Origin of the sequence: Streptomyces ipomoeae 91-03, assembly GCF_000317595.1 — a bacterium.
GTDB lineage: Bacteria > Actinomycetota > Actinomycetes > Streptomycetales > Streptomycetaceae > Streptomyces > Streptomyces ipomoeae.
On sequence record NZ_AEJC01000250.1, the window covers coordinates 53,843 to 76,992 of the forward strand.

General features: G+C 70.7%; 12 protein-coding genes and 1 pseudogene. 2 read left to right on the forward strand and 11 right to left on the reverse strand.

All coding sequences use genetic code 11. The features are described from left to right. The 10 genes from STRIP9103_RS16385 to STRIP9103_RS16430 form a co-directional block, all read right to left on the reverse strand. Positions 1-3,072 (reverse strand): putative bifunctional diguanylate cyclase/phosphodiesterase, encoded by a 3,072-nt coding sequence (locus STRIP9103_RS16385; protein WP_048820389.1) that lies wholly within the window; start codon positions 3,070-3,072, stop codon positions 1-3. A 178-nt stretch (positions 3,073-3,250) separates the two neighbouring features. Further along, positions 3,251-4,309 carry a UDP-glucose 4-epimerase GalE gene (gene galE, locus STRIP9103_RS16390; protein ID WP_009313041.1) on the reverse strand — a complete coding sequence of 353 codons (1,059 nt, stop codon included), beginning with the start codon at positions 4,307-4,309 and terminating at the stop codon, positions 3,251-3,253. A gap of 640 nt (positions 4,310-4,949) precedes the next feature. Continuing rightward, positions 4,950-5,483 carry a DUF1990 family protein gene (locus STRIP9103_RS16395; RefSeq protein WP_009313031.1) on the reverse strand — a complete coding sequence of 178 codons (534 nt, stop codon included), beginning with the start codon at positions 5,481-5,483 and terminating at the stop codon, positions 4,950-4,952. 81 nt (positions 5,484-5,564) lie between these two features. Further along, positions 5,565-7,226: a M4 family metallopeptidase gene (locus tag STRIP9103_RS16400; protein WP_009313067.1), complete on the reverse strand. Its 1,662-nt coding sequence runs from the start codon at positions 7,224-7,226 to the stop codon at positions 5,565-5,567. Positions 7,227-7,531: 305 nt separating this feature from the next. After that, positions 7,532-9,601, reverse strand: a complete 2,070-nt coding sequence (locus tag STRIP9103_RS16405; RefSeq protein ID WP_009312995.1) for a M4 family metallopeptidase — start codon at positions 9,599-9,601, stop codon at positions 7,532-7,534. Positions 9,602-9,886: 285 nt separating this feature from the next. Further along, positions 9,887-11,680: an ABC transporter ATP-binding protein gene (locus STRIP9103_RS16410; protein WP_009313069.1), complete on the reverse strand. Its 1,794-nt coding sequence runs from the start codon at positions 11,678-11,680 to the stop codon at positions 9,887-9,889. After that, on the reverse strand, positions 11,677-13,563 hold the full coding sequence (locus STRIP9103_RS16415; RefSeq protein ID WP_009313065.1) for an ABC transporter ATP-binding protein: 1,887 nt from the start codon (positions 13,561-13,563) through the stop codon (positions 11,677-11,679). Before STRIP9103_RS16415 ends, STRIP9103_RS16410 begins: the two co-directional genes overlap by 4 nt. Positions 13,564-13,820: 257 nt before the next feature. Then, on the reverse strand, positions 13,821-14,354 hold the full coding sequence (locus STRIP9103_RS16420; protein WP_009313019.1) for a peptidoglycan-binding domain-containing protein: 534 nt from the start codon (positions 14,352-14,354) through the stop codon (positions 13,821-13,823). Between the two features lie 209 nt (positions 14,355-14,563). Then, a complete protein-coding gene (locus tag STRIP9103_RS16425; RefSeq protein ID WP_009313029.1) occupies positions 14,564-16,528 on the reverse strand; it encodes an ABC transporter ATP-binding protein in 1,965 nt (654 codons plus the stop codon). Further along, positions 16,525-18,636: an ABC transporter ATP-binding protein gene (locus STRIP9103_RS16430; protein WP_009313051.1), complete on the reverse strand. Its 2,112-nt coding sequence runs from the start codon at positions 18,634-18,636 to the stop codon at positions 16,525-16,527. The genes STRIP9103_RS16425 and STRIP9103_RS16430 overlap by 4 nt, the downstream gene beginning before the upstream one ends. 171 nt (positions 18,637-18,807) lie before the next feature. Between STRIP9103_RS16430 and STRIP9103_RS46515 the strand changes: the two are divergent. After that, positions 18,808-19,143, forward strand: a pseudogene (locus STRIP9103_RS46515) (ATP-binding cassette domain-containing protein); the annotation flags it as partial. A gap of 172 nt (positions 19,144-19,315) precedes the next feature. Here STRIP9103_RS46515 and glgX read toward each other — a convergent pair. Beyond that, positions 19,316-21,592 (reverse strand): glycogen debranching protein GlgX, encoded by a 2,277-nt coding sequence (gene glgX / locus STRIP9103_RS16440; RefSeq protein WP_048820392.1) that lies wholly within the window; start codon positions 21,590-21,592, stop codon positions 19,316-19,318. 150 nt (positions 21,593-21,742) lie between these two features. On the opposite strand from glgX, the gene STRIP9103_RS16445 reads away from it, so the two are divergent. Continuing rightward, positions 21,743-22,969 (forward strand): L,D-transpeptidase, encoded by a 1,227-nt coding sequence (locus STRIP9103_RS16445; RefSeq protein ID WP_009313057.1) that lies wholly within the window; start codon positions 21,743-21,745, stop codon positions 22,967-22,969. Positions 22,970-23,150: the final 181 nt, after the last annotated feature.

The window sequence follows — 23,150 nt, forward strand, 5'->3', positions numbered from 1 at the left end:
TCACGAGCCGGGGGCCCCGTGACCGCGCCGCAGGACGAGCTCCCCCTCCTCCACCGTCATCGGCCGGGCGAACAGGTACCCCTGCCCGAACCGGCAGCCGATGCTCGTCAGCAGCTCCCGCTGCTCCTGCTCCTCGATACCCTCGGCGATCACCTGGAGCCCGAGCGCGTCGGCGAGGCGGACGATGCCCTCGACCAGGGCCACCTGCTGGGAGTCCCGCGGGACGCCGTCGATGTACGTCTTGTCGATCTTGAGTACGTCGATGGAGAAGTCCCGGAGATAGCGCAGCGAGGCGTAGCCGGTGCCGAAGTCGTCGATCGCGATACGCACACCGGTGTCCTTCAGCTCCCGGATGAGCGCGTCGATCTGGTCCGTCCGCTGCATGAGCACCGACTCGGTGAGCTCCAGCTGCAGCGTGCCCGGTACCAGGCCGGTGGCGTCGAGGGACTCGTGGACCTCGTCCAGGAAGCTCATGTTCCGCCACTGCCGGGCCGACACGTTGACGCTGAGATACGGCGGCGTGGGCAGCCGGACGCGGCGCTGCAGCCGGGCGATGTCGGCCGTGGCGTGGCGCAGCACCCAGGCGCCCAGCATCGAGATGTGCCCGGACTCCTCGGCCAGCGGGATGAACCGCCCCGGTGGGACCGGTCCGGTGGGCAGGTGCGGCCAGCGGGCCAGCGCCTCGAAGCCCACCACCTGGTCCGTGATGATGTCCACGACCGGCTGGTAGCACAGGGAGAACTCCCCTCGGCCTATCGCCCCGGCCATCTGTGCCTGGAGATCGTGGCGCTCGACCATCCGGATGCGTTGCTGGGGCTGGAAACGCCGCCACTGCCGTTTCCCCGCGGCCTTGGCGGCGTACAGGGCCAGATCGGCGAGTGCCAGGAGTTCGTCGGCGTCCGTGGTGTCCCGGGCCGTGGCCACGCCCACGCTGGCGGAGACGCTCACCGACTCCTCCCACAGCCGGAAGGGCCGGTTCAGCGTCTGGATCACCTGCGCGGCCAGCAGCTCGGCGTCAAGGGGCTGCTTGGCGTCCTCCATCAGCACGGCGAACTCGTCGCCGCCGAGACGCGCCGCCGTGTCGGTCCGGCGCAGCGTCGCCGACAGGCGCTCCGCCACCGCGCGCAGCAGTCGGTCGCCGACCGCGTGCCCGAGCGTGTCGTTGACGATCTTGAAGTCGTCCAGGTCGATGAAGAGAAGGCACGTGATCGCCGACTCGCGCCGGCCACGCAGCAGCGCGCGCGTGGTCCGCTCCAGAAGCAGCGTCCGGTTGGGCAGACCGGTCAGGGAGTCGTGGAAGGCGCGCTGCGTCAGCTCGTGCTCCAGCCGGCGCTGCTCGGTGACGTCCCGCAACGTGATGACCAGCCCGCCCACGGTCCGGTCCCGCCGCAGGTCGCGGCAGCGCACCTCCACCTCGATGCGGTCCGAGTTCCGCACCACCCACCAGTGGTCGTGCGCTTCCTGCCGTCCGTCGTTCAGCAGGCTCGTCAGGGTGCGGTCGACCCGGCCGCGCTCCTGGGGTTCCACCAGGTCCTGCAGTTCGATGCCCACCAGGTCGGAGCTGCCGAACACGGCGCGCGCCGACGGACTGGCGTAACGGACGGTTGTGTCGTCGTCGACGATGAGGATGACGTCCGAGGCGTTGTGCACCAGGGTGCGGAAGTACGCCTCGCTCTCCTTGCGGGTGATCTCCCGCCGCAGCGCGATGCGTTCCGCCGCCAGCCCCGCGTGCGAGGCCAGGATCTCGAGCGAGCCGCGCATCTCGGAGAGCCGCCGCTCGGGGCCCGCCACCAGCAGTACGCCCGAGGTCTCGCCGTCGGCCGGACGGCCCGGCAGGACCATGGGACAGACCAGCGCGGTCGGCAGGCCCGCGAGGCGCGCGGCGATGTCCGGCCCGAGCGCGGCGACGGGCACCAGAAGAGTGCGGTGCCGAGCGAGGCACTCCGCCCCGGTCCGCGTGGGCTCTCCCTCGTTCAGACGCCCGTACAGGTTCGCGGCGTGGCGGGCCGACAGGACCAAGGTCGCGTGTCGGGCCTTCGGTGCGAACAGCGCGGTGACCGCCGCTTCGCATGCCCGCGCGACATCCCCCGGCAGGAACGCCTCCACCAGTGAGGCGGCTGCGGCGCGCAGTGTCTGTTCCCGCGCGACCGCGCTGTGGTGCGCCATCACCATCACGGCGAGCCGCAGGATCACCAGCACCAGCAGCGCGGCTGCCGCGGTGGCCGCCGCGTCGTCGTGTATGCCGCCCACACCCGCCTCATGGATCAGCACCGAGGCCGGGATCAGTGTGGCCGCCGCGAGCAGCAGGAGCCGGCGCCGCGACGGAAGCGGGGACTGCGACCGGGGCTCAGACCTGCTCACCGCCGCCATGGAGGGGTGCAGAGCGGCCAGCCCCCAGGCCGTGCAGAAGACGATCCAGCCGGAGTCCGGCAGGGTGCGTCCCGGCGACACGTCGTTGAGCCGCAGGATCCTGTAGGCGATGTCGAAGCAGAGCAGTGTGCTCGTGCCCAGGGCGAGCAGCTGTACGGCACGGTTGGGGCCGGAGACGGGCCGGGGGGCGAGCAGCAGGGCCAGCATCGCCAGCATCACGACGTCCCCGAGCGGGAAGGCGATGCCGATCGCGCGCTGATGCCAGGTGAGGTCCTCCAGCCGGGCCGGCGGTCGCAGCAGAAAGACCCACATCGGCAGGGCGAACCCGGCCGTGATGATCAGCGCGTCGAGCAGGCCGGGCAGACCACGGCCCACCCGTTTGTGCCGCACCAGACCGAGCAGACCCGCGATGAGCAGGGCGTAGGCCGCGAGGTAGCAGGCGACCACCGGGGACGGCAACGGGTCGGACGCGGGGAGGTATTGCTCCCGCACGTCGTAGTAGGTGTTGGCCGCGGCGAAGAGCAGCAGCCCGGCGGCTGCCGCCCACCACGGCCGGCGTTGCGCGGGGCGGTGGACACGAACCCCGGTCAGGACAGCGACGGTTCCCGCCAGAGCGACGGCGGCCCACAGCGGCGCACGCAGGTCCGGGACGGTCAGATAGACGCCGGTGACGGCCCCTACCAGGCCGGCGTAGGTGGCCATCGAACGGTGGACCGGCAACAAGGGCAAGCACCCCGAATCGGTGGAGACCGAACTGTGCGGCACGCTCCGACGTGGGCTTCCTGTACTGATCGTAGACACCGCCGCGCTGCCCCGCATGTCGTGTTCCGGTGCCCGGTCCTCCTGCGGTTCCGGTGCCGGCACTCCTTCAATTCCGGTGCTACTCCTCCTTCGTCGTCGGCCGCCGGGCCGAGTCCGCGTAGCCGTACGGATTGAACCGCTGGAAGCGCCAGGCGTCCCGGCACATGTCGTCGAGGTCCCGGGTGGGATGCCAGCCCCATGCGCGCGCCACGGCGCCGACGTCGGCGACGAGTTCGGCCACGTCGCCGGGGCGGCGCGGCGCGACCCGGTACGGGATGGACCGGCCGCAGATTCTGGAGAACGCGGCGACGACGTCGAGGATCGAGCTGCCCCGGCCCAGACCCAGGTTGTACACGTGCATGCCGGGGGAGTCGGCGAGATGGTCGAGGGCGACGCGGTGCGCGTCGACGGTGTCCATGACGTGGATGTAGTCGCGGACCGCGGTCCCGTCCGGGGTGGGGTGGTCGGCGCCGTGGACGGTCAGCTGTTCCCGTGTGCCGACGGCGACCTGCGCCAGGAACAGCATCAGACTGTCGGGCGTGCCACGCGGGTCCTCGCCGAGCAGCCCGCTGGGGTGGGCCCCGACCGGATTGAAGTACCGCAGGCACAGCACGGTGTACTCGGGATGCCAGCGGCAGATGTCGGCGAGGAGCTGCTCACAGGCCCACTTGGAGGCGGCGTAGGGGTTGGTGGGCCGGGCGGGGGTGGATTCGTCGAGCGGCCCGGGTCCGGCGTCGCCGTAGACGGAACAGGACGAGGAGTACACGAGCTGATGCACTCCGTGCTCGTCCATGGCCTGGAGCAGGGTCGTCACGCCGCCCACATTGGTGTGGTAGTACTCGATGGCCGTCCGCGTCGACCCGCTCACGGACTTGAGCCCCGCGAAGTGCACGACCGCGTCCACCGTGTGCCGGTCGAAGACGGCGGAGAGAGCTCGCCGGTCACGGATGTCCAGCTCGTAGACGGTGCCGAGGAAGCGCCCGGCGACGCGCTCCACCCGCGCGAAGACCTCCGGCGTGCTGTTGGTGTAGTCGTCGACCACGATCAGCTCATAGCCGTGGTCGAGCAGTTCGACGCACGCGTGGCTGCCGATGAAGCCGGCTCCACCGGTGATCAGGAGTGTTGTCGGTGCGCTCATGGAGGATCCGGTTCCTCATACGTCGTATGCTTACGGCGTATGCTTATGACTTTGCGTCCTTGGCCGCCATGAGTCAAGGGTGGCAGCACATCGGGCGCTGCCGGGGGCCCCTGGGCTGAAATCGCTGCCCTGAGCCGCGTCCGGGTGATGACCCTCAGTGAGAACAAGCTTATGTACGGGATACGACGACAGCGATGGGCGAACGGTGGTCGGCCTCTGGCGCCAGACGAGGGCGGAGCGTGATTCGGCATCGGAGCGCTCTTCCCACACGGCGATGACAGCGAGCAGGACTCATACCTGGGGATCGGCTCGGAAGGGGCACGTGAAGGCCACTTCTCCACCGCGTCGAAGGAGCAGCCCGCCGGTGACTCCCTGGCGGCATGGCCGGCGTCTGGCTCAGGGCCACTCTCTTGATCCGGTCTTGGGGGACTTCTCATGCCTGTCCGCGTACCGCTGCTGGTACCAACCTTCCTGGCACTGGTCACTGCGGCGGCTTTGACCGACTGCTCGACCTCGGCCGCATGCCGAACTTCCCCACCGAGCCGATCATCAAGCAGACCGAGCGGCTACGTGACGCCCAGAGCGAGTGATGGGTGCACGGTGCGAGGGAGTTGGTGAGCAATGCGCGCTCCGACCCGGCTCATGACTTGGGGTCCCCCGCCAACCTCCGCAGCACCACCCCGCACCGTCGTGCGTACGCGTGCTGCAGTCCCCTCGTCGCCGCGCCGCCCGCCCGGGCGTACCACTTCGCGCCCCGGCTGAAGGCCGTCACCGTCAGCCAGACCGTGCCGTCGCCCGTGCGGTCGACCACGAAGGCCTCCTCGCCGCATTCCGGGTGGCCGGGGAGTGTGCCGTAGGCCCAGCCCTTGCGGCGGGGTTCGTCCACTGTCCAGACCACGCGGCAGGGGGCCTTGATGACGCCGGCCAGGGTTACGGTGACGTCGACGCCGGGGGCCGCCTCCGGTGCGTCAGCCTGGATTCCGACGCCCATCGCGCGGTGCATCTCCCAGGTGAGGACCGCGTTCGCGGCGCGTTCGAAGACGGCCACGCCTTCGCCGATGCGGGCTCTGACCTCCATCGGGTTGAAGCCGGGTGGGCAGCGGCCCTCTCGGGTCGCGCCTACCGCTTCGTAGGTGAAGGGGCCCTCGGGGAGGGAGTCGTGGGTTCCGGGCATGCGCACAGCGTAGGGCGGCACCCGGAGTCGCCTTCTCTCCGGGTACCGCCCGAGCATCACCGGTCACCTACATCCGCAGGGTCACGCGGTCACGTTCACCGCCGCCCACGCCGCGTTCACCGCCGCGTACTCCGCGCTGCTGGAGCCGTAGAGCGAGGACGCCGCGTTCAGGGTCGCCGTGCGGGCGCCCTTGTAGTTGGTCGTCGACGTCATGTACGTGGTCAGCGCCTTGTACCAGATCTGGACGGCCTTGGCGCGGCCGATGCCCGTGATCGTGGCGCCGTTGGACGTCGGGGAGTTGTACGAGACGCCGTTGATCGTCTTCGCGCCGCTGCCCTCCGACAGCAGGAAGAAGAAGTGGTTCGCCGGGCCCGAGGAGTAGTGGACGTCCAGGCTGCCGAGCGACGACGACCAGTAGTTCGCCGAGTTGCCGTCCTTGCTCGGCTGGTCCATGTAGCGCAGCGGGGTGCCGTTGCCGCGGATGTCGACCTTCTCGCCGATGAGGTAGTCGCCCGGGTCCTTGGAGTTCGCCGCGTAGAACTCGACCGCCGTGCCGAAGATGTCGGAGGTGGCCTCGTTCAGGCCGCCGGACTCGCCGGAGTAGTTCAGGCCCGCCGTGTTGGAGGTGAGGCCGTGGCTCATCTCGTGGCCCGCCACGTCCAGGGACGTGAGCGGCTTGACGTTGCCCGAGCCGTCGCCGTACGTCATGCAGAAGCAGCTGTCGGACCAGAAGGCGTTGACGTACGCGTTGCCGTAGTGGACGCGGGAGTAGGCGGCCTGGCCGTTGTTCTTGATGCCGTTGCGGCCGAGGACGTTCTTGTAGAAGTCCCAGGTGACCTGGGCGCCGTACTGGGCGTCCACGGCGGCGTTCTGGTCGGTGGAGGAGCTCGACACGGTGCCGGTGCCCCAGATGTCGTCCGCGTCGGTGAAGAGCGTGCCGGCCGAGGACGACGTGGCGCGGGCCTTGTTGTACGTCTTGTGGGCGCCGCGCGAGGCGTCGTTCAACTGGTACGTCGAGCCCGACAGCGTGGTGCCGATGGTGACCTGGCCGTTGTACTGGCTGTTGCCGGTACCGGTCTGGACGGCCTCCCACTCGTACAGCTTCTTGCCGGTCTCCGCGTCGGTGATGACGTGGAGCTCCTGCGGGGTGCCGTCGTGCTGGAAGCCGCCGACGACCGTCTCGTAGGCGAGGGCGGGCTTGCCGCTCGCGGCCCAGACGACCTTGCGCGGGGCCTTGTCGGCCGCCGACTTGGTGGAGCCCTCGGCCTTGGCGGCCTTCAGCGCCTGCTTCTCGGCGGTGGCCTTGGTGACGTCCGCGGTGAGGTCGGAGACCTTGACGGCGGCCTTCGTCGCCTTGGTGACGCTCTTGATGTCACCGGCCTTGGACTCGTGGACGACCAGGTCGCCGCCGAGGACCGGCAGACCGCCGTACGTGCGCTCGTAGCGGGTGTGGACCGTGCCGTCGGCGTCCTTGATGACGTCGCGGACGACCAGCTCCTCCTTGGCGCCGAGGCCTATCTCGTCGGCGGTCTCGGCCGTGGCCGCGTCCGCCTGCTTGATCAGGGCGGTGCGCGCGGCGGGGGTCAGCGGGACCTGGGCGCCGCCCGGCAGGGCCTTGTCCGCGACGGGGGCGGGCTGGGCGGTGGCGCCGGAGGTCAGCCCGGTGGTCAGCAGCGCCCCGGCGGCGACCGCGGTCGCGATGGCCAGCGTGGTACGCCTTTGACGCGCGTAGAACGGAGTCACTCATGCTCCTCGTGGGGGAGACCGAACGGCGTGGGGTTGCCGTCCGGTGGATGTGAAGTTACGAGTGCGGCGGTTGGGTGAAGAGTGACACCTAAGACGCGTACATGTCAGGAGGGTCAAGTGATGTTGGCCGAAAGTCAACTGACCGGAAGTGTTTCCGTCATGTGAATCGGCTTCGAACATGGCAAAGGGGCAACCAAGAGGGTTCCGGAAGGCGGCAAAGAGAGCGCCGCCCCGAGGGGTTGGATTCCTCGGGGCGGCGCCCTGTCACGTCATGCTCCGTATACGAAGAGCCGCTGGGTTCCCTACGGGAACGTCAGCTTCCAGCTGTTGATGTGTCCGGTGTCCCGGGCCGCGTTGTCCTGGACCCTCAACTGCCAGACACCGTTGGCGACTTCGGAGGACGCGTTCACGGTGTACGTGGTGTTGATGTTGTCGGCGCTGCCGCCGGTGCCGTACGCCTTCAGCGTGTACGCCGTGCCGTCGGGGGCGATCAGCTGCACCTGGAGGTCACCGATGTAGGTGTGGACGATGTCCACGCCCACCGCGAGGTTGGAGGGCGCGTTGCCCGTCCGGCCGGAGACGGTGATCGAGGACGTGACCGCCGCGCCGTTGTCCGGAATCGATACGTCGGCCGCGTTCTCGAAGGAGGTGCCGCCACCCCCGCCACCGCCGGGCCGCGTGCCCACGTTGACGCCCGCCCACGCGTTGGCCACCGCCGTGTACTCGGCGGACGTGGTGCCGTACAGCTCACCGGCGGCCGCGAGGGTGCCGGTGCGGGCGCCCGCGTAGTTGGTGGTGGACGTGAACTTCGTGGTCAGCGCCCGGAACCAGATCTGCTCCGCCTTGGCGCGGCCGATGCCGGTCACCGGCAGGCCGTCCGAGGTGGGCGAGTTGTAGTTGACGCCGTTGACGGTCTTGGCGCCGCTGCCCTCGGAGAGGAGGTAGAAGAAGTGGTTCGCGGGACCCGACGAGTAGTGCACGTCGATCGAGCCGATGCCCGAGTACCACGCGTCCTTGGACGAGCCGTCCTTGCTCGGCTGGTCCATGTAGCGCAGCGGTGTGCCGTCGCCGTTGATGTTGATCTCCTCGCCGATGAGGTAGTCACCGACGTCGGAGGAGTTCGCCGCGTAGAACTCGACCGTCGAGCCGAAGATGTCCGAGGTGGCCTCGTTGAGACCGCCGGACTCGCCGGAGTAGTTGAGACCGGCCGTGTTCGACGTGAGGCCGTGGGTCATCTCATGTGCGGCCACGTCGATCGACGTCAGCGGGTTGGTGTTGCCCGAGCCGTCGCCGTACGTCATGCAGAAGCAGGAGTCGGACCAGAACGCGTTGACGTAGTTGTTGCCGTAGTGGACGCGGGAGTAGGCGCCGACGCCGTCGCCCCGGATGCCGTTGCGGCCGTGCACGTTCTTGTAGTAGTCCCAGGTCAGCGCGGCGCCGTAGTGGGCGTCGGCGGCGGCCGACTCCAGGTTCGACGGGCTGCCGTTGCCCCACACGTCGTCCGAGCCGGAGAACAGCGTGCCGGTGCCGGAGGTGCCCCGGTTCAGGTTGTACGTCTTGTGGCCGCCGCGCGCGCCGTCGGTGAGGTTGTACGTCGAACCCGACTGCGTGGTGGTGAGGGCGACCGTGCCCGAGTACACCGTGTTGCCGGTGCCGGTCTCGATCGCCTCCCACTCGAACAGCTTGGCGCCCGTGGTGGCGTCGGTGACGACGTGCAGCTCCTGCGGGGTGCCGTCGTGCTGGAAGCCGCCGACGACCGTCTCGTAGGCGAGCACCGGCTTGCCGCTCGCCGCCCACACGACCTTGCGCGGCGCGCGGTTGACGTCGGGGCTCTTGGCGTCCTCCGCCTTCGCGGCGGCGAGCGCCTGCTTCTCGGCCTTGGCCGCGGTGACGGTGGGCTTCAGCGACGGGACCTTGATCGTCGCCTTGGTGGCCTTGACGATGCCCTTGGTCTCGCCCGCCTTCGACGTCTTCACGACCAGGTCGCCGCCGAGGACCGGGAGGCCGTCGTACGTCCGCTCGTACCGGGTGTGCACGGTGCCGTCGCGGTCCTTGACCACGTCACGGACGACCAGCTTCTCCTTGGCGCCGAGGTTCAGCTCCTCGGCCGTCTCCGCCTTCGTGGCGTTGGCCTCGCGTATCAGCTCGGCGCGCTGGGCGGGGGTGAGCTTGACCGGGACCGCGCCCGGATTGGCCTTGCCCGCAGCCGACGGTGCCTTCTCCGGGGCGGCGGTGGCGGCGCCCGACTGGACGGCCGCGGCCAACAGGGCGGTCACGGCGACGAGCGCGCCGGCGGCGGCACGTCGCTGGGCGGTGCGGGTGAAGGTGTTACCGGTGTGGGAGGTGCGTCTGTGGGACTGGCGTCTCAACACTGACTCCTTCTGCACGGCCGCGGGTCGCGCGGCCAGGGGAGACCGGGCGGTTGGACGCCGCCCGGGCAGAACGGGGTGTTACGCGAACCACATACGTGGGGGTGCTGCGCGGCACGGCAACGGCATTTGTGAGGTTGCTGTGGCGCGGTTGTGGGCAGCGTGGCAGGAGTGCGCGGGTTCTGTCAGGACCGCGTCAAAAGGTTGGCGGAAATCGTTCGTTGGCCGGGCGGCCATGTTCGATATACGGAATGTTGGGTGAAGGGTCGACAGAGGCGGCAGGTCCCGTCAGTCGGGCCGCTCCCCGTGCCACCGCTGCCACAGCGCCGCGTACGCGCCCTTCGCCGCCACCAGCTCCTCGTGGGTGCCGAGTTCGGTGAGGCGGCCGGCCTCCATGACGGCCACCCGGTCGGCGTCGTGGGCGGTGTGGAGGCGGTGGGCGATGGCGATCACCGTGCGGCCTTCGAGGACGGCGGCGAGGGCGCGTTCGGTGTGGCGGGCGGTGGTGGGATCGAGGAGAGCGGTGGCCTCGTCGAGGATGAGGGTGTGGGGGTCGGCCAGGATGACCCGGGCGAGGGCCAGTTGCTGGGCCTGGGGGCCGGTGGTCGGGTGACCGCCCTCGCCCAGGCGGGTGTCGAGGTCTTCCGGGAGGGCGCGGACCCAGATGTCGGCGCCCACGGCCGTGAGGGCGGCCCACAAGTCGTCGTCCGTGGCCGTGGGTTCGGCGATACGGAGGTTGTCGCGGACCGTGCCCAGGAAGACGTGGTGCTCCTGGGTGACCAGGACCACCTGGCGGCGCAGGCGCTCGGGGTCGAGACCGGTGATCGGAACCCCGCCCACCGTCACCGTGCCGGCGGTGGGTGCGTCGATACCGGCCAGGAGCCTGCTGAGCGTGGTCTTTCCGGCGCCGGACGGGCCCACCACGGCCAGTCGTTCACCGGGGCGTACGGTCAGGTCGACGCCGCGCAGCACCTCGCCGCCCCGGTCGTAGGCGTAGCGGACGCCGGTGACGTCGATGCGGTCGTCGGCCGGTTCCGGGGAGCTGGACCGCGCCGATCGCGGGGCCCGCGCCAGGCCCTCCACGCGGGCGAACGACGCGCCGCTGGACTGCAGTTGCTCGATCCGCATCAGGATCTCGTCGAGCGGGCCGCTGAGCTGGTGCAGATACAGGGCCGCCGCCACGACCGCGCCCAGGCTCATCGTGCCGTGCTCGTGCAACACCCCGCCGAGCAGCAGGACCGTCACCACGGGGACCAGATACGAGACCTCCACCGCCGGGAAGAACACCGTGCGCAGGAAGAGCGTGTGGAAGCGCCGGCGGCGCGAGACCTCCAACGCGTCCCGGCTCACGGCGATCCGCCGCCGCTCCAACCGCAACGCCTCCACCGTACGGGCACCGGACGCCGTCGCCGCGACGATCTCCGCGACCTCGGAGTTGGCCGCGCCCTCCGCGAGATACCCGGCGCGCGCCCGGCGCAGATACCAGCGCAGCACGAACCAGATGCCGGTCAGACCGAGTAGCCCGCACACGCCGAGCAGCGGGTCCAGCGTGAACACCGCGCCGATCAGGAACACCGCCTGCACCGTGTTGATCAGCAGCTCGGGGCCGGCGTCGCGCAGCGTCTTGCCGACCGCGTCCACGTCGGCCGTACCGCGTGCCGTCAGATCACCGGTCCCGGCCCGCTCCACCACCGACGCGGGCAGCGCCAGTGTCCGGTCGACGAACTCCTCCCGCACCCGCGCCAGGATCCGTTCGCCGAACCTGTGCCCCACGAACCGGGCCCACCGCGCCAACAGCAACTGCGCCACCGCGCACACCACCAGCACCAGCGCCAGCCGGTCCACCACCCCGGCCCCGGCCCCGCCCCGCACCTCGTCGATGATCCGCCCCAACAACCACGGCCCCGCCAGCCCGGCCCCGGCCGCGGCCCCGTTCAGCCCCAGCACGGCGAGGAAGGCCCGGCCATCGGCCCGGACGAGGCGTACGGCGGCGCGCCGGACGTCGGCGGGGCCGGCGACGGGCAGACGGGGGGAGGGGCCGGTCGAGGGGGTGGGGGAGCCGGTCACAGATGCTGTCGTCACGGGGCGACCTCCTCGACGGCGATCCCGTCAGCGGTCTCGACGGTGGTCTCGTCAGCGGTCTCGTCGGTGGCAGTCTCGTTCGTGTCCTCCGGCTCGCCCGTGTCCCGTGCCACCAGCGCCCGGTAGCCCGGTTCCCGCGCGAGGAGTTCGCGGTGGGTGCCGGTGGCGGCCACCTTCCCCTCGACCAGGTAGTGGACGGTGTCCGCGTGGTCCAGCACCAGCGGTGAGGTGGTGGTGAGGACGGTCGTACGGCCCTCGCGGGCGGCGCGCAGCCGCCCTGCGACCCTTGCCTCCGTGTGGGCGTCGAGGGCCGAGGTGGGCTCGACGGCGAGGAGGACCTCGGGGTCGGCGAGCAGGGCGCGGACCAGCCGTACGCGTTGCCGTTGGCCGCCGGAGAGGTTGCGGCCCTGGGCGTCGATCGGCGAGTCGAGGCCGTCCGGCAGGCCCTGCACGATGTCGTCGGCGACGGCCGCGTGCAAGGCCCGCGCGAGCTCGGTGTTGTCGGGCTTGGCGTCGTCGACCCCGGTCTCTTCCCCGGTCTCTTCCCCGGTCTCTTCTCCGGTCTCTTCTCCCCCGGTGGCTTCTTCCTCGGTGCCGTCGACGTCGGACGGGCCGCCGAGCAGCTCGCGCAGTGGGCCCGCGAACAGGTCCGCCTCGTGGTCGGCCACCAGGATTCGTTCACGGACCTGCGCCAACGGGATCTCGTCGAGGGGTGTTCCGCCCCAGGTCACGGCGGTCGGGGTGTACCGCCCGAGCCGGTCCACCACCGTCGCGGCCTCGGCCGGTCGGTCACCGGCCAGCGCGGTCAGCCGGCCCGGCAGGACCCGTACGCCCGACTCGGGGTCGTACAGCGCCGAGGGCTCGGCGGGCGCGTCCCGGGTGCCGTGGTCCGGCAGTGGCTCCAGGCTCAGGAAGCGGATGACGCGCCGGGCCGCCACCACGCCTCGACTGACCTCGTAGCCCCAGCCGACGAAGTACGACACCGGTCGCACCAGCACGGTGACATAGCCGTACACCGACACCAACTCGCCCACGGTGATGGCACCTTGGGCGGCGAGCCGGGCCGCCAGCCAGGTCACCACCGCGAGGAACAGCGTCGGCAGGCCCATACCGATCGCCTGGACCCAGCTGGTCACCGCGCCGACCCGGTACCCCTGTGCCCGCAGCCGCTGTGAGTCCCGGTGGAACGCGTCCGCGATCAGGCCCTTGCCGCCGAGGCCGTTGAGGACGCGCAGGCCGCCGGCGAGGTCCGCGATCCGTGCGGTCAGTACGCCCTGGCGTTCCCGGTACTCCGTCTCCGTGCCCTGCAGCCGGCGCAGCAGCGGGCCCACCAGGACGGCCATCAGGGGCATGCCGAGCAGGACCACGATCGCGATCGGTACCGAGACGGACACGAGTAGGCCTGCGACCACCAGGTAGGCGGCGAGGGCGCCCATGCCGGGGCCGATGACCGTGAGGGAGGAGGAGATCGTGTTGACGTCGCCCACGCCGATGGTGACGACCTCGCCGGCGCCGACGCGGCGGGGCAGGGCCGCGCCCAGGCGGACCGCGTGGGCCATCACCACTTTCACGGTGCGGAAGTTGGCGTCCATACGTACGCGGGTCATCGTGCGGTGGCGCATGATGCCGAGCCAGGCGTTGAAGGCGCCGACGGTGAACAGGGCGGCTGTCCATGCGACGAGGGCCGAGTGGTCGCCGGGTTGCAGGCCCTCGTCGATGGCTCGGGAGAGGAGGTAGGGGGTGGCTGCGAGCAGCACCATCCATACGCAGGAGATGAGGGTGCCGGTGAGGGATCGGCCTGCCTGCCGTTTGACCAGCCACCACAGGTAGGCGGCGCCGCCGCGGTGGTCGGGCGTGCCGGGGTCCTCGTACGCGTCGATCATCTGCCCCCCGCTTTCCTCCGTCCCAGGTTTTCGCCCCCGCCGCCCCACCCGTCCCGTCCCAGGGGGCGGCGCCCCCTCGACTCCGCCGCGGGGCTTCGCCCCGGACCCCGTCTACGAGCTCGGGGGGAGGTTACCCAGGGTGAGGAGTGGTTGCCCACCGAATAAAGCGGGGCTCGCCGTCACCGCCGTCCGCCCGGTGATCCTCGTTCGGCGGGACACCGGGCGTACGACGATGACGACGAACCCATGCGGGATGATCAGTAAGTGGCCTGGACGAATGAGCCGTCGAAGTTGACGAAGTAGACCTGCTTGTCGAAGCCGGCCACCGTCTTGCGCTTGAAGGCCACGTCGTTGGCGCTGCCCTCGTAGAGGACGGTGCCATTACCGTTCACGGTGCCGAGGCGGTCGTCCGCGACCGAGAAGGACGAGGGCTTCGCCTTGCCGGTCTCCGCCAGACCATGGCTCTTCTGCCAGAACTTGGTCGCCGACACGGTACGCGAGTTGAACTCACCGCTGATGTCGTCCTCGGTGAACGGGCGTAGGGCTCCGCCGCTGTCCTTCCAGAAGGCGCCGTCAGCCACCAGGACGGTCTGCCACAGGGCGACCGCATTGCTCTCGTCACCCTTCTGGAGCGTTCCCTCGTCGCCCCAGTCGTTGTGGGTGCCGCCACTGCCGTCGATGACGCCGGTTTCCTCGGACGCCTGGGCCGTACCCGTCGCCGCGAATGCCCCGAGACCGGCGCCCACGGCCAGTACGGTCGCCATCGCTGCCTTGCGGATGCGCTTGTGCATGATCTTCTTCCTTGCCCTGGACCGCTCGTCCCGCGCTTCTCGCGAGACCGGGGCGGTGGTCGAATCGACTGATTCGACGATCCGCGAAGGGGCCGGCCAGGGGTAGCCACGGAATTCCGGGTCTTGACATCCTTCCGCCTGTTCCGCAGGGCTGGACCCGTTGTGTTCCCCACGGTCATTGTTCATTTCGAACGACTCTCGCGGAGCGATTACGCCAAGCTGTCCCGCCAAGCCTGGTGCAGGTCTGCGAAACGGCCCTTGCCTTGGATGAGTTCGGTCGGGGGGCCGTCCTCCACTACCCGGCCGTTCTCCATGACCAGTACGCGGTCGGCGATTTCCACCGTGGACAGGCGGTGGGCGATGACCACGGCCGTGCGGCCGCGCAGGACGGTCGCCATCGCTCGTTGGACCGCCTTCTCGCCCGGGATGTCGAGGGAGCTGGTGGCCTCGTCGAGGATGAGGACGGCGGGGTCGGCGAGCAGGGCCCGGGCGAAGGCGACCAGTTGGCGCTGGCCGGCGGAGATGCGGCCGCCTCGTTTGCGTACGTCGGTGTCGTAGCCCTCGGGCAGCGCGGTGATGAAGTCGTGCGCGCCGATGGCCTTGGCGGCCCGTTCGATGTCCTCGCGGCCGGCGTCGGGGCGGCCGATCGCGATGTTCTCGGCGACCGTGCCGGAGAACAGGAACGACTCCTGGGTGACCATGACCACCCCGCGCCGCAGCTCCGGCACGGCGAGGTCGCGCAGGTCGACGCCGTCGAGGAGGACCCGCCCGGAGGTGGGGTCGTAGAAGCGGGCCAGCAGCTTGGCGAGGGTCGACTTGCCGGCGCCGGTGGCACCGACCACGGCCACCGTGCTGCCCGCCGCGAGCGTGAGGTCGAAGCGCGGGAGGACTTCGCCGCCGGTGCGGTACGCGAACGTCACGCCCTCGAACACGACCTCGCGGCCGGGGAGTTCGGACTCCTTGACCGGGAGGTCCTTCGGCTCCGCGGGCTCCGGCACCGACGGGGTCTGGGCCAGCAGGCCCGCGATCTTCTCCAGCGACGCCGCCGCCGACTGGTACGAGTTGAGGAACATGCCGAGCCGGTCGATCGGGTCGTACAGGCGTCGCAGATACAGCACCGCCGCCGCCAGTACACCGAGGGCCAGCGTCCCGTCCGCCACCCGGTACGCGCCCCACAGCACGATCACCGACACCGAGACGTTGGCGACGACACGGGAGCTGACCACGTACCGGGCCATCTCCAGGATGACGTCACCGTTGGCGCGCTCGTGCCGTCGGTTCAGCTCCTGGAACTCCGCGTCGTTCGCCGCCTCCCGGCGGAAGGCCCGCACCGGCCGGATGCCGTTCATCGTCTCCGCGAACTTCACGATCACCGCGGCGATCGCGGTGGAGCGGACGGCGTAGCGCTTCGCCGAGCGCCGCTGGTAGCGGCGGATGAACCAGTACAGCGGGAGGAAGGACGCGACCGCCGCCGCGCCGAGCCCCATGTCCAGCCAGAGCAGCATCGCCGAGATGTAGACGACGGAGAGGATCACGCCGATGAGTTCCTGCAGACCCTCGTTGAGCAGTTCACGCAGCGACTCGACGTCCGTGGTGGAACGGGAGATGAGCCGGCCCGAGGTGTACCGCTCGTGGAAGTCGACGCTCAGCGCCTGCGCGTGCCGGAAGATCCGGCCGCGCAGATCCAGCAGCACGTCCTGGTTCACCCGCGCGGACACCCCTATGAACCAGTACTGCAACCCGCCGGCGGCCACCGCGCACAGCAGATACCCCACCGCCACCGCGACCAGCGGCCCGTGCCGGTCGTCCCGGAACGCCGGTACGGCACTGTCGATCGCGTACGCCACCAGCAGCGGGCCCGCCTGTACCGCCGCCTGCTGGAGCAGGAGCAGCACACTGGCCAGGACCACCCTCGTCCTCATCGGTGAGAGCAGGGAACGGAGGAGTGCGAGCGTTGCCCCGGGGGGAGTGGGCAGGGTGTCTTCGTCGAAGTCGTCGAAGTCGTCGAAGTCGTCGTGGCCGGGTGCGTCGTGGCCGGAGGGGGTGTCGACGGGTGCCTGGCGCGCGGCACGCCGGTCGCCGCCGACCGGCTTGTCGTACGGTGCCTCGCCCTGCCCCGCGCCCGCCTCCTCGTTCGGCTCCTTGTCCGGCGCGGTGGTCGTGGGCGCCGTCATCGTTCGTCCCCCTCGGTGTTCTCGTATCCCTCGGACTCCTCGGCCCCGGACATCAGATGCGCGTACTCGGGGTTCGTGCGCAGCAGCTCGTGGTGGGTGCCCACGGCGGCGATACGGCCGCCGGAGAGGAGGGCCACGCGGTCGGCGAGCAGGACCGTCGACGGGCGGTGCGCCACGATCAGCGCGGTCGTCTCCGCGAGCACGCGGCGCAGGGCGGCCTCGACCGCGGCCTCCGTGTGGACGTCCAGTGCCGACAGAGGGTCGTCGAGGACCAGGAAGCGGGGGCGGCCGACCACCGCCCGCGCCAGCGCGAGGCGCTGCCGCTGGCCACCGGAGAGACTGAGCCCCTGCTCGCCGACCTGGGTGGCGGTGCCCTGGGGGAGCGCGTGCGCGAAGTCCGCCTGTGCGATGGCGAGGGCGCGGTCCAACTCGGGCTCACCCGCGTCGGGGTGGGCGCCCATGAGGACGTTCTCGCCCACGGTCGCGGAGAAGAGGGTGGGTTCCTCGAAGGCGACCGCCACCTTCGTGCGCAACTCCTCGCGCGACATCTCGGTGATGTCCTCGCCGTCCAGCGTGATACGACCGCTCGTCACCTCGTGGAGGCGGGGGACGAGAGCGGTGAGGGTGGTCTTGCCGGAGCCGGTGGCGCCCACGAGGGCCATGGACTCGCCGGGGCGGATGTGGAGGTCGATGTGGTCGAGGACGGGTGCCGAATCGGCGGGGGCGTCGGGGTAGCGGAACCGTACGTCGTGGAACCGCAGGCCGCCCAGTTGCTCGGTGCTGCCGTCGGCGTCTGCGTGGGGGTGCTGCTCGCTGGGAGATGCCGCTCGCAGTGGTACGGGCGCCGGCCCGGCGGCACGATTGCCCGCAGCTGGGACGGCGGCGGTGGCGCCGCCGACGCCGGCGGCGGTCTCCCGCTCCGGCTCCGCGTCCATCGCCTCGAAATACCGTTCCGTCGCCGTCGCCGCCTCCTGGCTCATCGCCAACAAGAAGCCGATCGAGTCGACGGGCCACCGCAGGGCGAGGGCCGTGGACAGGAACGCCACCAATGTCCCCGCGGACAGCACCCCGTCCGCCACCTGCATCACACCCACGACCAGCGCCGCCCCGATGGCCAGCTCGGGCAGCGTGATGATGACGCCCCAGATGGCCGACAGGAGCCGGGCCTTGTGCAGCTCGGTGCCCCGGAGCGTGCGGGAGAGTTCGCGGAAGGCCCGGGCCTGGCTGCGGTGGCGGCCGAACCCCTTGATGATGCGGATGCCGAGCACGCTCTCCTCGACGACCGTGGTGAGGTCGCCCACCTGGTCCTGGGCGAGTCGCGCCACGTGGGCGTACTTCGTCTCGAAGACCACACAGGTGACGATCACGGGCACCGCGGGCCCGAGGATCACCAGCCCGAGCGTCCAGTCCTGGACCAGCATGATGACCACGCCGACGAGGATGGTCACCGAGTTGACCAGCAGGAACGTCAGCGGGAAGGCGAGGAACTGGCGCAGCAGCATCAGGTCGGTCGTGCCGCGCGAGAGGAGCTGGCCGGAGGCCCACCGGTCGTGGAAGGCGACCGGCAGCCGTTGCAGATGCCGGTACAGAGCCGCGCGCATGGACGCCTCGACACCGGCGAGCGGCCGGGCCACGAGCCACCGCCGCAGCCCGAACAGCAGGGCCTCGGCGAGCCCGAGCAGCAGCAGGTACAGCGCCCCGAGCCATACCCCGGCCGGGTCCCGGTCGGCGACCGGCCCGTCCACCATCCACTTCAGGACGAGCGGGATGACCAGCCCCATGCACGACGCGACTATGGCGACGAACGCGGCGCTGAACAGCCGCGCCCGCACGGGCCGGACATACGGCCACAACCGCAGCAGCGTACGCACCGCTGAGCGTTCCTTCGACTGCTCGGCCCGCCTGACCTTCTCGGCCCGCTCGGCCTGCTCAGCCTTGTCGGTCTCGTGAGTCTTCTCGTCGGTGGTGTCGGTGGTGTCGGTGGTGTCGGTGGCGTCGGTGGCGTCGGTGGCGTCGGTGCCGTCGGTGGCGTCGATGTCGTCGGTGGCGTCGATGTCGTCGGTCTGTTCGGGGTTCTCCGGGCCGGTGGTCGCACGTGTCGTGGGCATCAGCTGGGAGCCTACGGATCGGCGCTGACAACGCCTACCGAGTTTTGGCCCGACCGGACTCGGTCGCGAGTCCTACGACCTGCGGCGGTGAGAGGGCCGTGACGACGGAGTCCGGGCGGAGTCCGGTCGTACCGTGCCGTCAACCGATCGGTTGATGTCGCTTCGAGCACGATGGCCGATGCGCCGGCACGGCTTCCGCCGGGATCCTCGACGAATGCCGCACACAACCTCCACACCCGTCATCGAAGTCACCGAACTTCCGAGCTCACCGTCCAGGAGGCCCTGGAGCTGTACGCGAGCTTCTGCCCGGCCCCGGCGGACCGGCGCCCGCTCACCGAGCGCCTGGGCCTCACCGACCGGCTCCGCACCCGGTTCGGGAAGCTGAGCGGCGGCCAGAAGCAGCGGCTGTTCATCGCGCTCGCGCTCATCGGCAGGCCCCGGGCCGTCGTCCTGGACGAGCTGACCACCGGCCTCGACCCACGGGCCCGCCGGGACACCTGGCAGCTCAGGCCGTCGGGGCTGATCGCGCAGTTCCCCGCGCCCCTTTGGGGCGCGCCTCAGCCGGACGGACACGGCAACGGCCCTCCGCCAAGTCGCAGAGGTGGTCCGTGCCGGTGGCGCGGCCTGAAACGCTGCCTCGGTCGACCCCCTCCCAGCCGACCACCTCAGCCGACCACCTTCAGCCGACCACCTTCAGCAGCAACACCGCCCGCGCCGGCACCGTGACCGTCTCTCCCGCCCGGTGCACCACCCCGGGCTCCTCCGTCTGCTCCTCCCGCGACGTGTCGACGACCACCTCGTACCGCTCGGCCCATGGCGTACCCGGCAGCGCGAAGCTCACCGGAGTGTCGCCGGCGTGGAGGACGGCGAGGAAGCTGTCGTCGCGGATCGGCGCCCCGCGTGCGTCCCGGCCGGGGATGTCACGGCCGGACAAGTACATGCCGAGGGTCCCCGTCGGCGCGTACCAGTCCTGCTCCGTCATCTCCGTGCCCCGGGACGTGAACCAGGCCAGGTCCCGCAGCCCGTCCGCCGAGTGCGCCCGCCCCGAGAAGAAGGCCCGGCGGCGTAGCACGGGGTGCTTGTGGCGCAGGGCGATCAGGCGGGCCGTCAGGTCGAACAGGGCCTTCCAGCCCGGCTCCTCCAGCAGCCCCCAGTCGACCCAGCTGATCTCGTTGTCCTGGCAGTACGCGTTGTTGTTGCCCCCCTGGGTGCGGCCCAGCTCGTCACCGGCGACCAGCATCGGCACGCCCGTGGACAGCAGCAGCGTGGTCGTCAGATTCCGCAGCTGCCGGCGCCGCAGCGCCCGTACGCGCTCGTCGTCGGTCTCGCCCTCGACCCCGCAGTTCCAGGACCGGTTGTCGTCCGAGCCGTCCCGGTTCCCCTCGCCGTTGGCCTCGTTGTGCTTGCGCTCGTACGACACCAGGTCGCGGAGCGTGAAACCGTCGTGCGCGGTGATGAAGTTGACCGACGCGTACGGCCGCCGCCCGCCCCACGCGTAGAGGTCGCTGGACCCCGACAGCCGGTACCCCAGATCCCGTACGTCGGGCAGCGCGCCCCGCCAGAAGTCCCGTACAGCGCCCCGGTAGCGGTCGTTCCACTCGGTCCACAGCGGTGGGAAGGCGCCCACCTGGTAGCCGCCGGAGCCGACGTCCCAGGGTTCGGCGATCAGCTTCACCCGGCGGAGCACCGGGTCCTGGGCGATCACCGCGAGGAACGGGGAGAGCATGTCGACGTCGTGCATCGAACGGGCCAGGGCCGCCGCGAGGTCGAAGCGGAAGCCGTCCACGCCCATCTCCGTCACCCAGTAGCGCAGGGAGTCGGTGATCAGGCGCAGGACGTGCGGCTGGACCACGTGGAGGGTGTTGCCGCAGCCGGAGTAGTCCGCGTAGTGACGTGCGTCGTTCTGCAGCCGGTAGTAGCCCCGGTTGTCGATGCCCCGCAGCGACAGGCTCGGGCCGCGCTCGTCCGCCTCGGCCGTGTGGTTGTAGACCACGTCCAGGATGACCTCGATCCCGGCGGCGTGCAGGGCCCGTACCATCCGCCGGAACTCCCCGACCTGCTGCCCGGCCGTGCCGGAGGCCGCGTACGCGGCGTGCGGGGCGAAGTAGCCGATGGAGTTGTAGCCCCAGTAGTTGCGCAGACCCCGGCGCAGCAGATGGTCCTCGTGGGCGAACTGGTGCACGGGCAGCAGCTCCACCGCCGTCACGCCCAGCTTCACCAGGTGCTCGATCGCCGCCGGATGCGCGAGCCCCGCGTACGTGCCGCGCAACTTCTCGGGGACGCCGGGGTGCAGCCGGGTGAAGCCCCGTACATGCAGCTCGTAGATCACCGAGTCGGCCCACGGGGTCTTCGGGCGGCGGTCGTCCCGCCACTCGTCGTCGGGCGCGTCGTCGTGGACGACCACGCCCTTCGGGACGTACGGCGCCGAGTCCCGCTCGTCGCGCACGGTGTCCGCGACATGCTGCTCCGGCCAGTCCCGTACGTGCCCGTACACCTCGGCGGGCAGGCTGAACTCTCCGTCCACGGCACGGGCGTACGGGTCGAGGAGGAGCTTCGCCGGATTCCAGCGGGCGCCGGTCCACGGGTCCCAGCGGCCGTGCACGCGGTAGCCGTACCGCTGGCCGGGCAGGACGCCGGGCACGAAGCCGTGCCAGATCTCATGGGTCAGCTCGCCCAGCCGGAGCCGGGTCTCCTCGCCGTCCTCGGAGAACAGGCACAGCTCCACGGCCTCCGCGCCGCCCGCCCACAGCGCGAAGTTGGTGCCCGCGACCCCGTCGGGCCCCACTCGGAAGCGGGCGCCGAGCGGCGTCGGCGCCCCGGGCCACAGAGCCCTCGGCGCGGGCGCGGACTCGTCCCGCCGGCTGCCGTTCAGCACGGTCTCCGGACGCGCGGCCGGAATCCCGCGCGTCTGACGTACCGCCTCTTGTACTGCCTCCTGCTCGGCTGCGCTCGACACCTCAGGCCTCCCGCGGCTCGATGGGCCGACGAGGAGAGGAAAGCCGGTGTCCCGCCGCCGATCCCCGTCGCGTCGTCCTCCCAAGGGTTCTGCCCAGACCACGCCTCGCACTCACGTTTCCCGGGGGCGTGCGCCGTCGTTGGGCCGCACGTGAACCACGCACAGACGCACGCGCGCCGCGCCGGTGCCGCCCTGGCCGCCGCACTGACCTGGACGGCCCTTGTGGCCTCAGCCGCGGGCTGCACCGCCGGACACCCCCTGACCAGCGGCAAAGCCCCCGATGACACGATCCGGGTCACCCCGGCGGACGGCAGCAAGGGCGTGCGCCCGGGGCAGCGCTTCGAAGTACGGGTGCCCAGCGGGCGCCTGGAGTCCGTCAAGGTCGTGAAGTCGCAGGACGCGCAGGAGTCACCCGTACCGGGCCGCCTGTCCGCCGACCGGCTGACCTGGCGCCCCACCGGCTCACGAAAGCTCGCGCCGGCCGCCACGTACACCGTCGACGCGGTCGCCCTGGACGGCCACGGTCGCCGCTCGGCCCGGCATGTCTCCTTCACCACGTACGTCCCCGGGGAACGCTTCATCGCGTACGTCACCCCCGAGAACCGCGCCACCGTCGGCACCGGGATGATCGTCTCCCTGGAGTTCAACCGGGCGATCGAGAACCGCGCGGCCGTCGAACGCGCCGTCGACGTGACCGCGAAGCCGGCCGTGGAGATCCGCCCGCACTGGTTCGGCAAGGAGCGCGTGGACTTCCGCCCCGAGAAGTACTGGAAGCCCGGCACCAAGGTCACCGTCGCCCTGCGGCTGCGCGACATCGAGGGAGCGCCCGGCGTCTACGGGCACCAGTACAAGACGTTCTCCTTCACCATCGGCCGCCACCAGGTCAGCGTCGTCGACGCGGCCAAGCACACCATGCGCGTCGAGCGCGGCGACCGCGTCCTCGCCACCCTCCCCATCACGGCCGGGGCGCCCAGCACGACCACGTACAACGGCAAGATGGTCGTCACCGAGATGCTGGAGGTGACCCGGATGAACGGCGCCACCGTCGGCTTCAAGAAGGAGGACGGCAAGGGCGAGTACGACATCCCGGACGTCCCGCACGCCATGCGCCTGACCACCTCCGGCACCTTCCTGCACGGCAACTACTGGGCGCCCGCCGCCTTCGGCAGGGCCAACGTCAGCCACGGCTGCGTGGGTCTGCGCGATGTGAAGGGCGGCAGTTCCAGCACCCCCGCGGGCTGGTTCTTCGAGCGCAGCCTCATCGGTGACGTCGTCGAGGTGATCAACAGCAACGACAAAAAGGTCGCTCCCGACAACGGGCTCGGAGGATGGAACATGGGCTGGAAGGAATGGAAAGCGGGTGCCGCGGTGAAGTAGACCGACACAGGCGTACGCCCGTGAGGGGGGGGGCGGACTCAGGCCCGGCCGGGGCCGGCGATTGTTCAACTTGGGACTGAACGGTGACATTCGCCGAGGCCAAAGCATCCCGATCATCTGGTTAATGTACGTGCGTACGCGCGCGTTGCGCGTAGGGGTGCGGGCCTGATCAGGCCGTGCG

What these genes read in the sequence shown, in the direction of transcription:
- STRIP9103_RS16385 (WP_048820389.1), bottom strand. Translation starts at nt 3,072, where the DNA reads ATGGCCACCTACGCCGGCCTGGTAGGGGCCGTCACCGGCGTCTATCTG.
- STRIP9103_RS16415 (WP_009313065.1), bottom strand. Translation starts at nt 13,563, where the DNA reads ATGATCGACGCGTACGAGGACCCCGGCACGCCCGACCACCGCGGCGGC.
- STRIP9103_RS16395 (WP_009313031.1), bottom strand. Translation starts at nt 5,483, where the DNA reads ATGCCCGGAACCCACGACTCCCTCCCCGAGGGCCCCTTCACCTACGAA.
- STRIP9103_RS16425 (WP_009313029.1), bottom strand. Translation starts at nt 16,528, where the DNA reads ATGACGGCGCCCACGACCACCGCGCCGGACAAGGAGCCGAACGAGGAG.
- STRIP9103_RS16420 (WP_009313019.1), bottom strand. Translation starts at nt 14,354, where the DNA reads ATGCACAAGCGCATCCGCAAGGCAGCGATGGCGACCGTACTGGCCGTG.
- galE (WP_009313041.1), bottom strand. Translation starts at nt 4,309, where the DNA reads ATGAGCGCACCGACAACACTCCTGATCACCGGTGGAGCCGGCTTCATC.
- STRIP9103_RS16430 (WP_009313051.1), bottom strand. Translation starts at nt 18,636, where the DNA reads ATGCCCACGACACGTGCGACCACCGGCCCGGAGAACCCCGAACAGACC.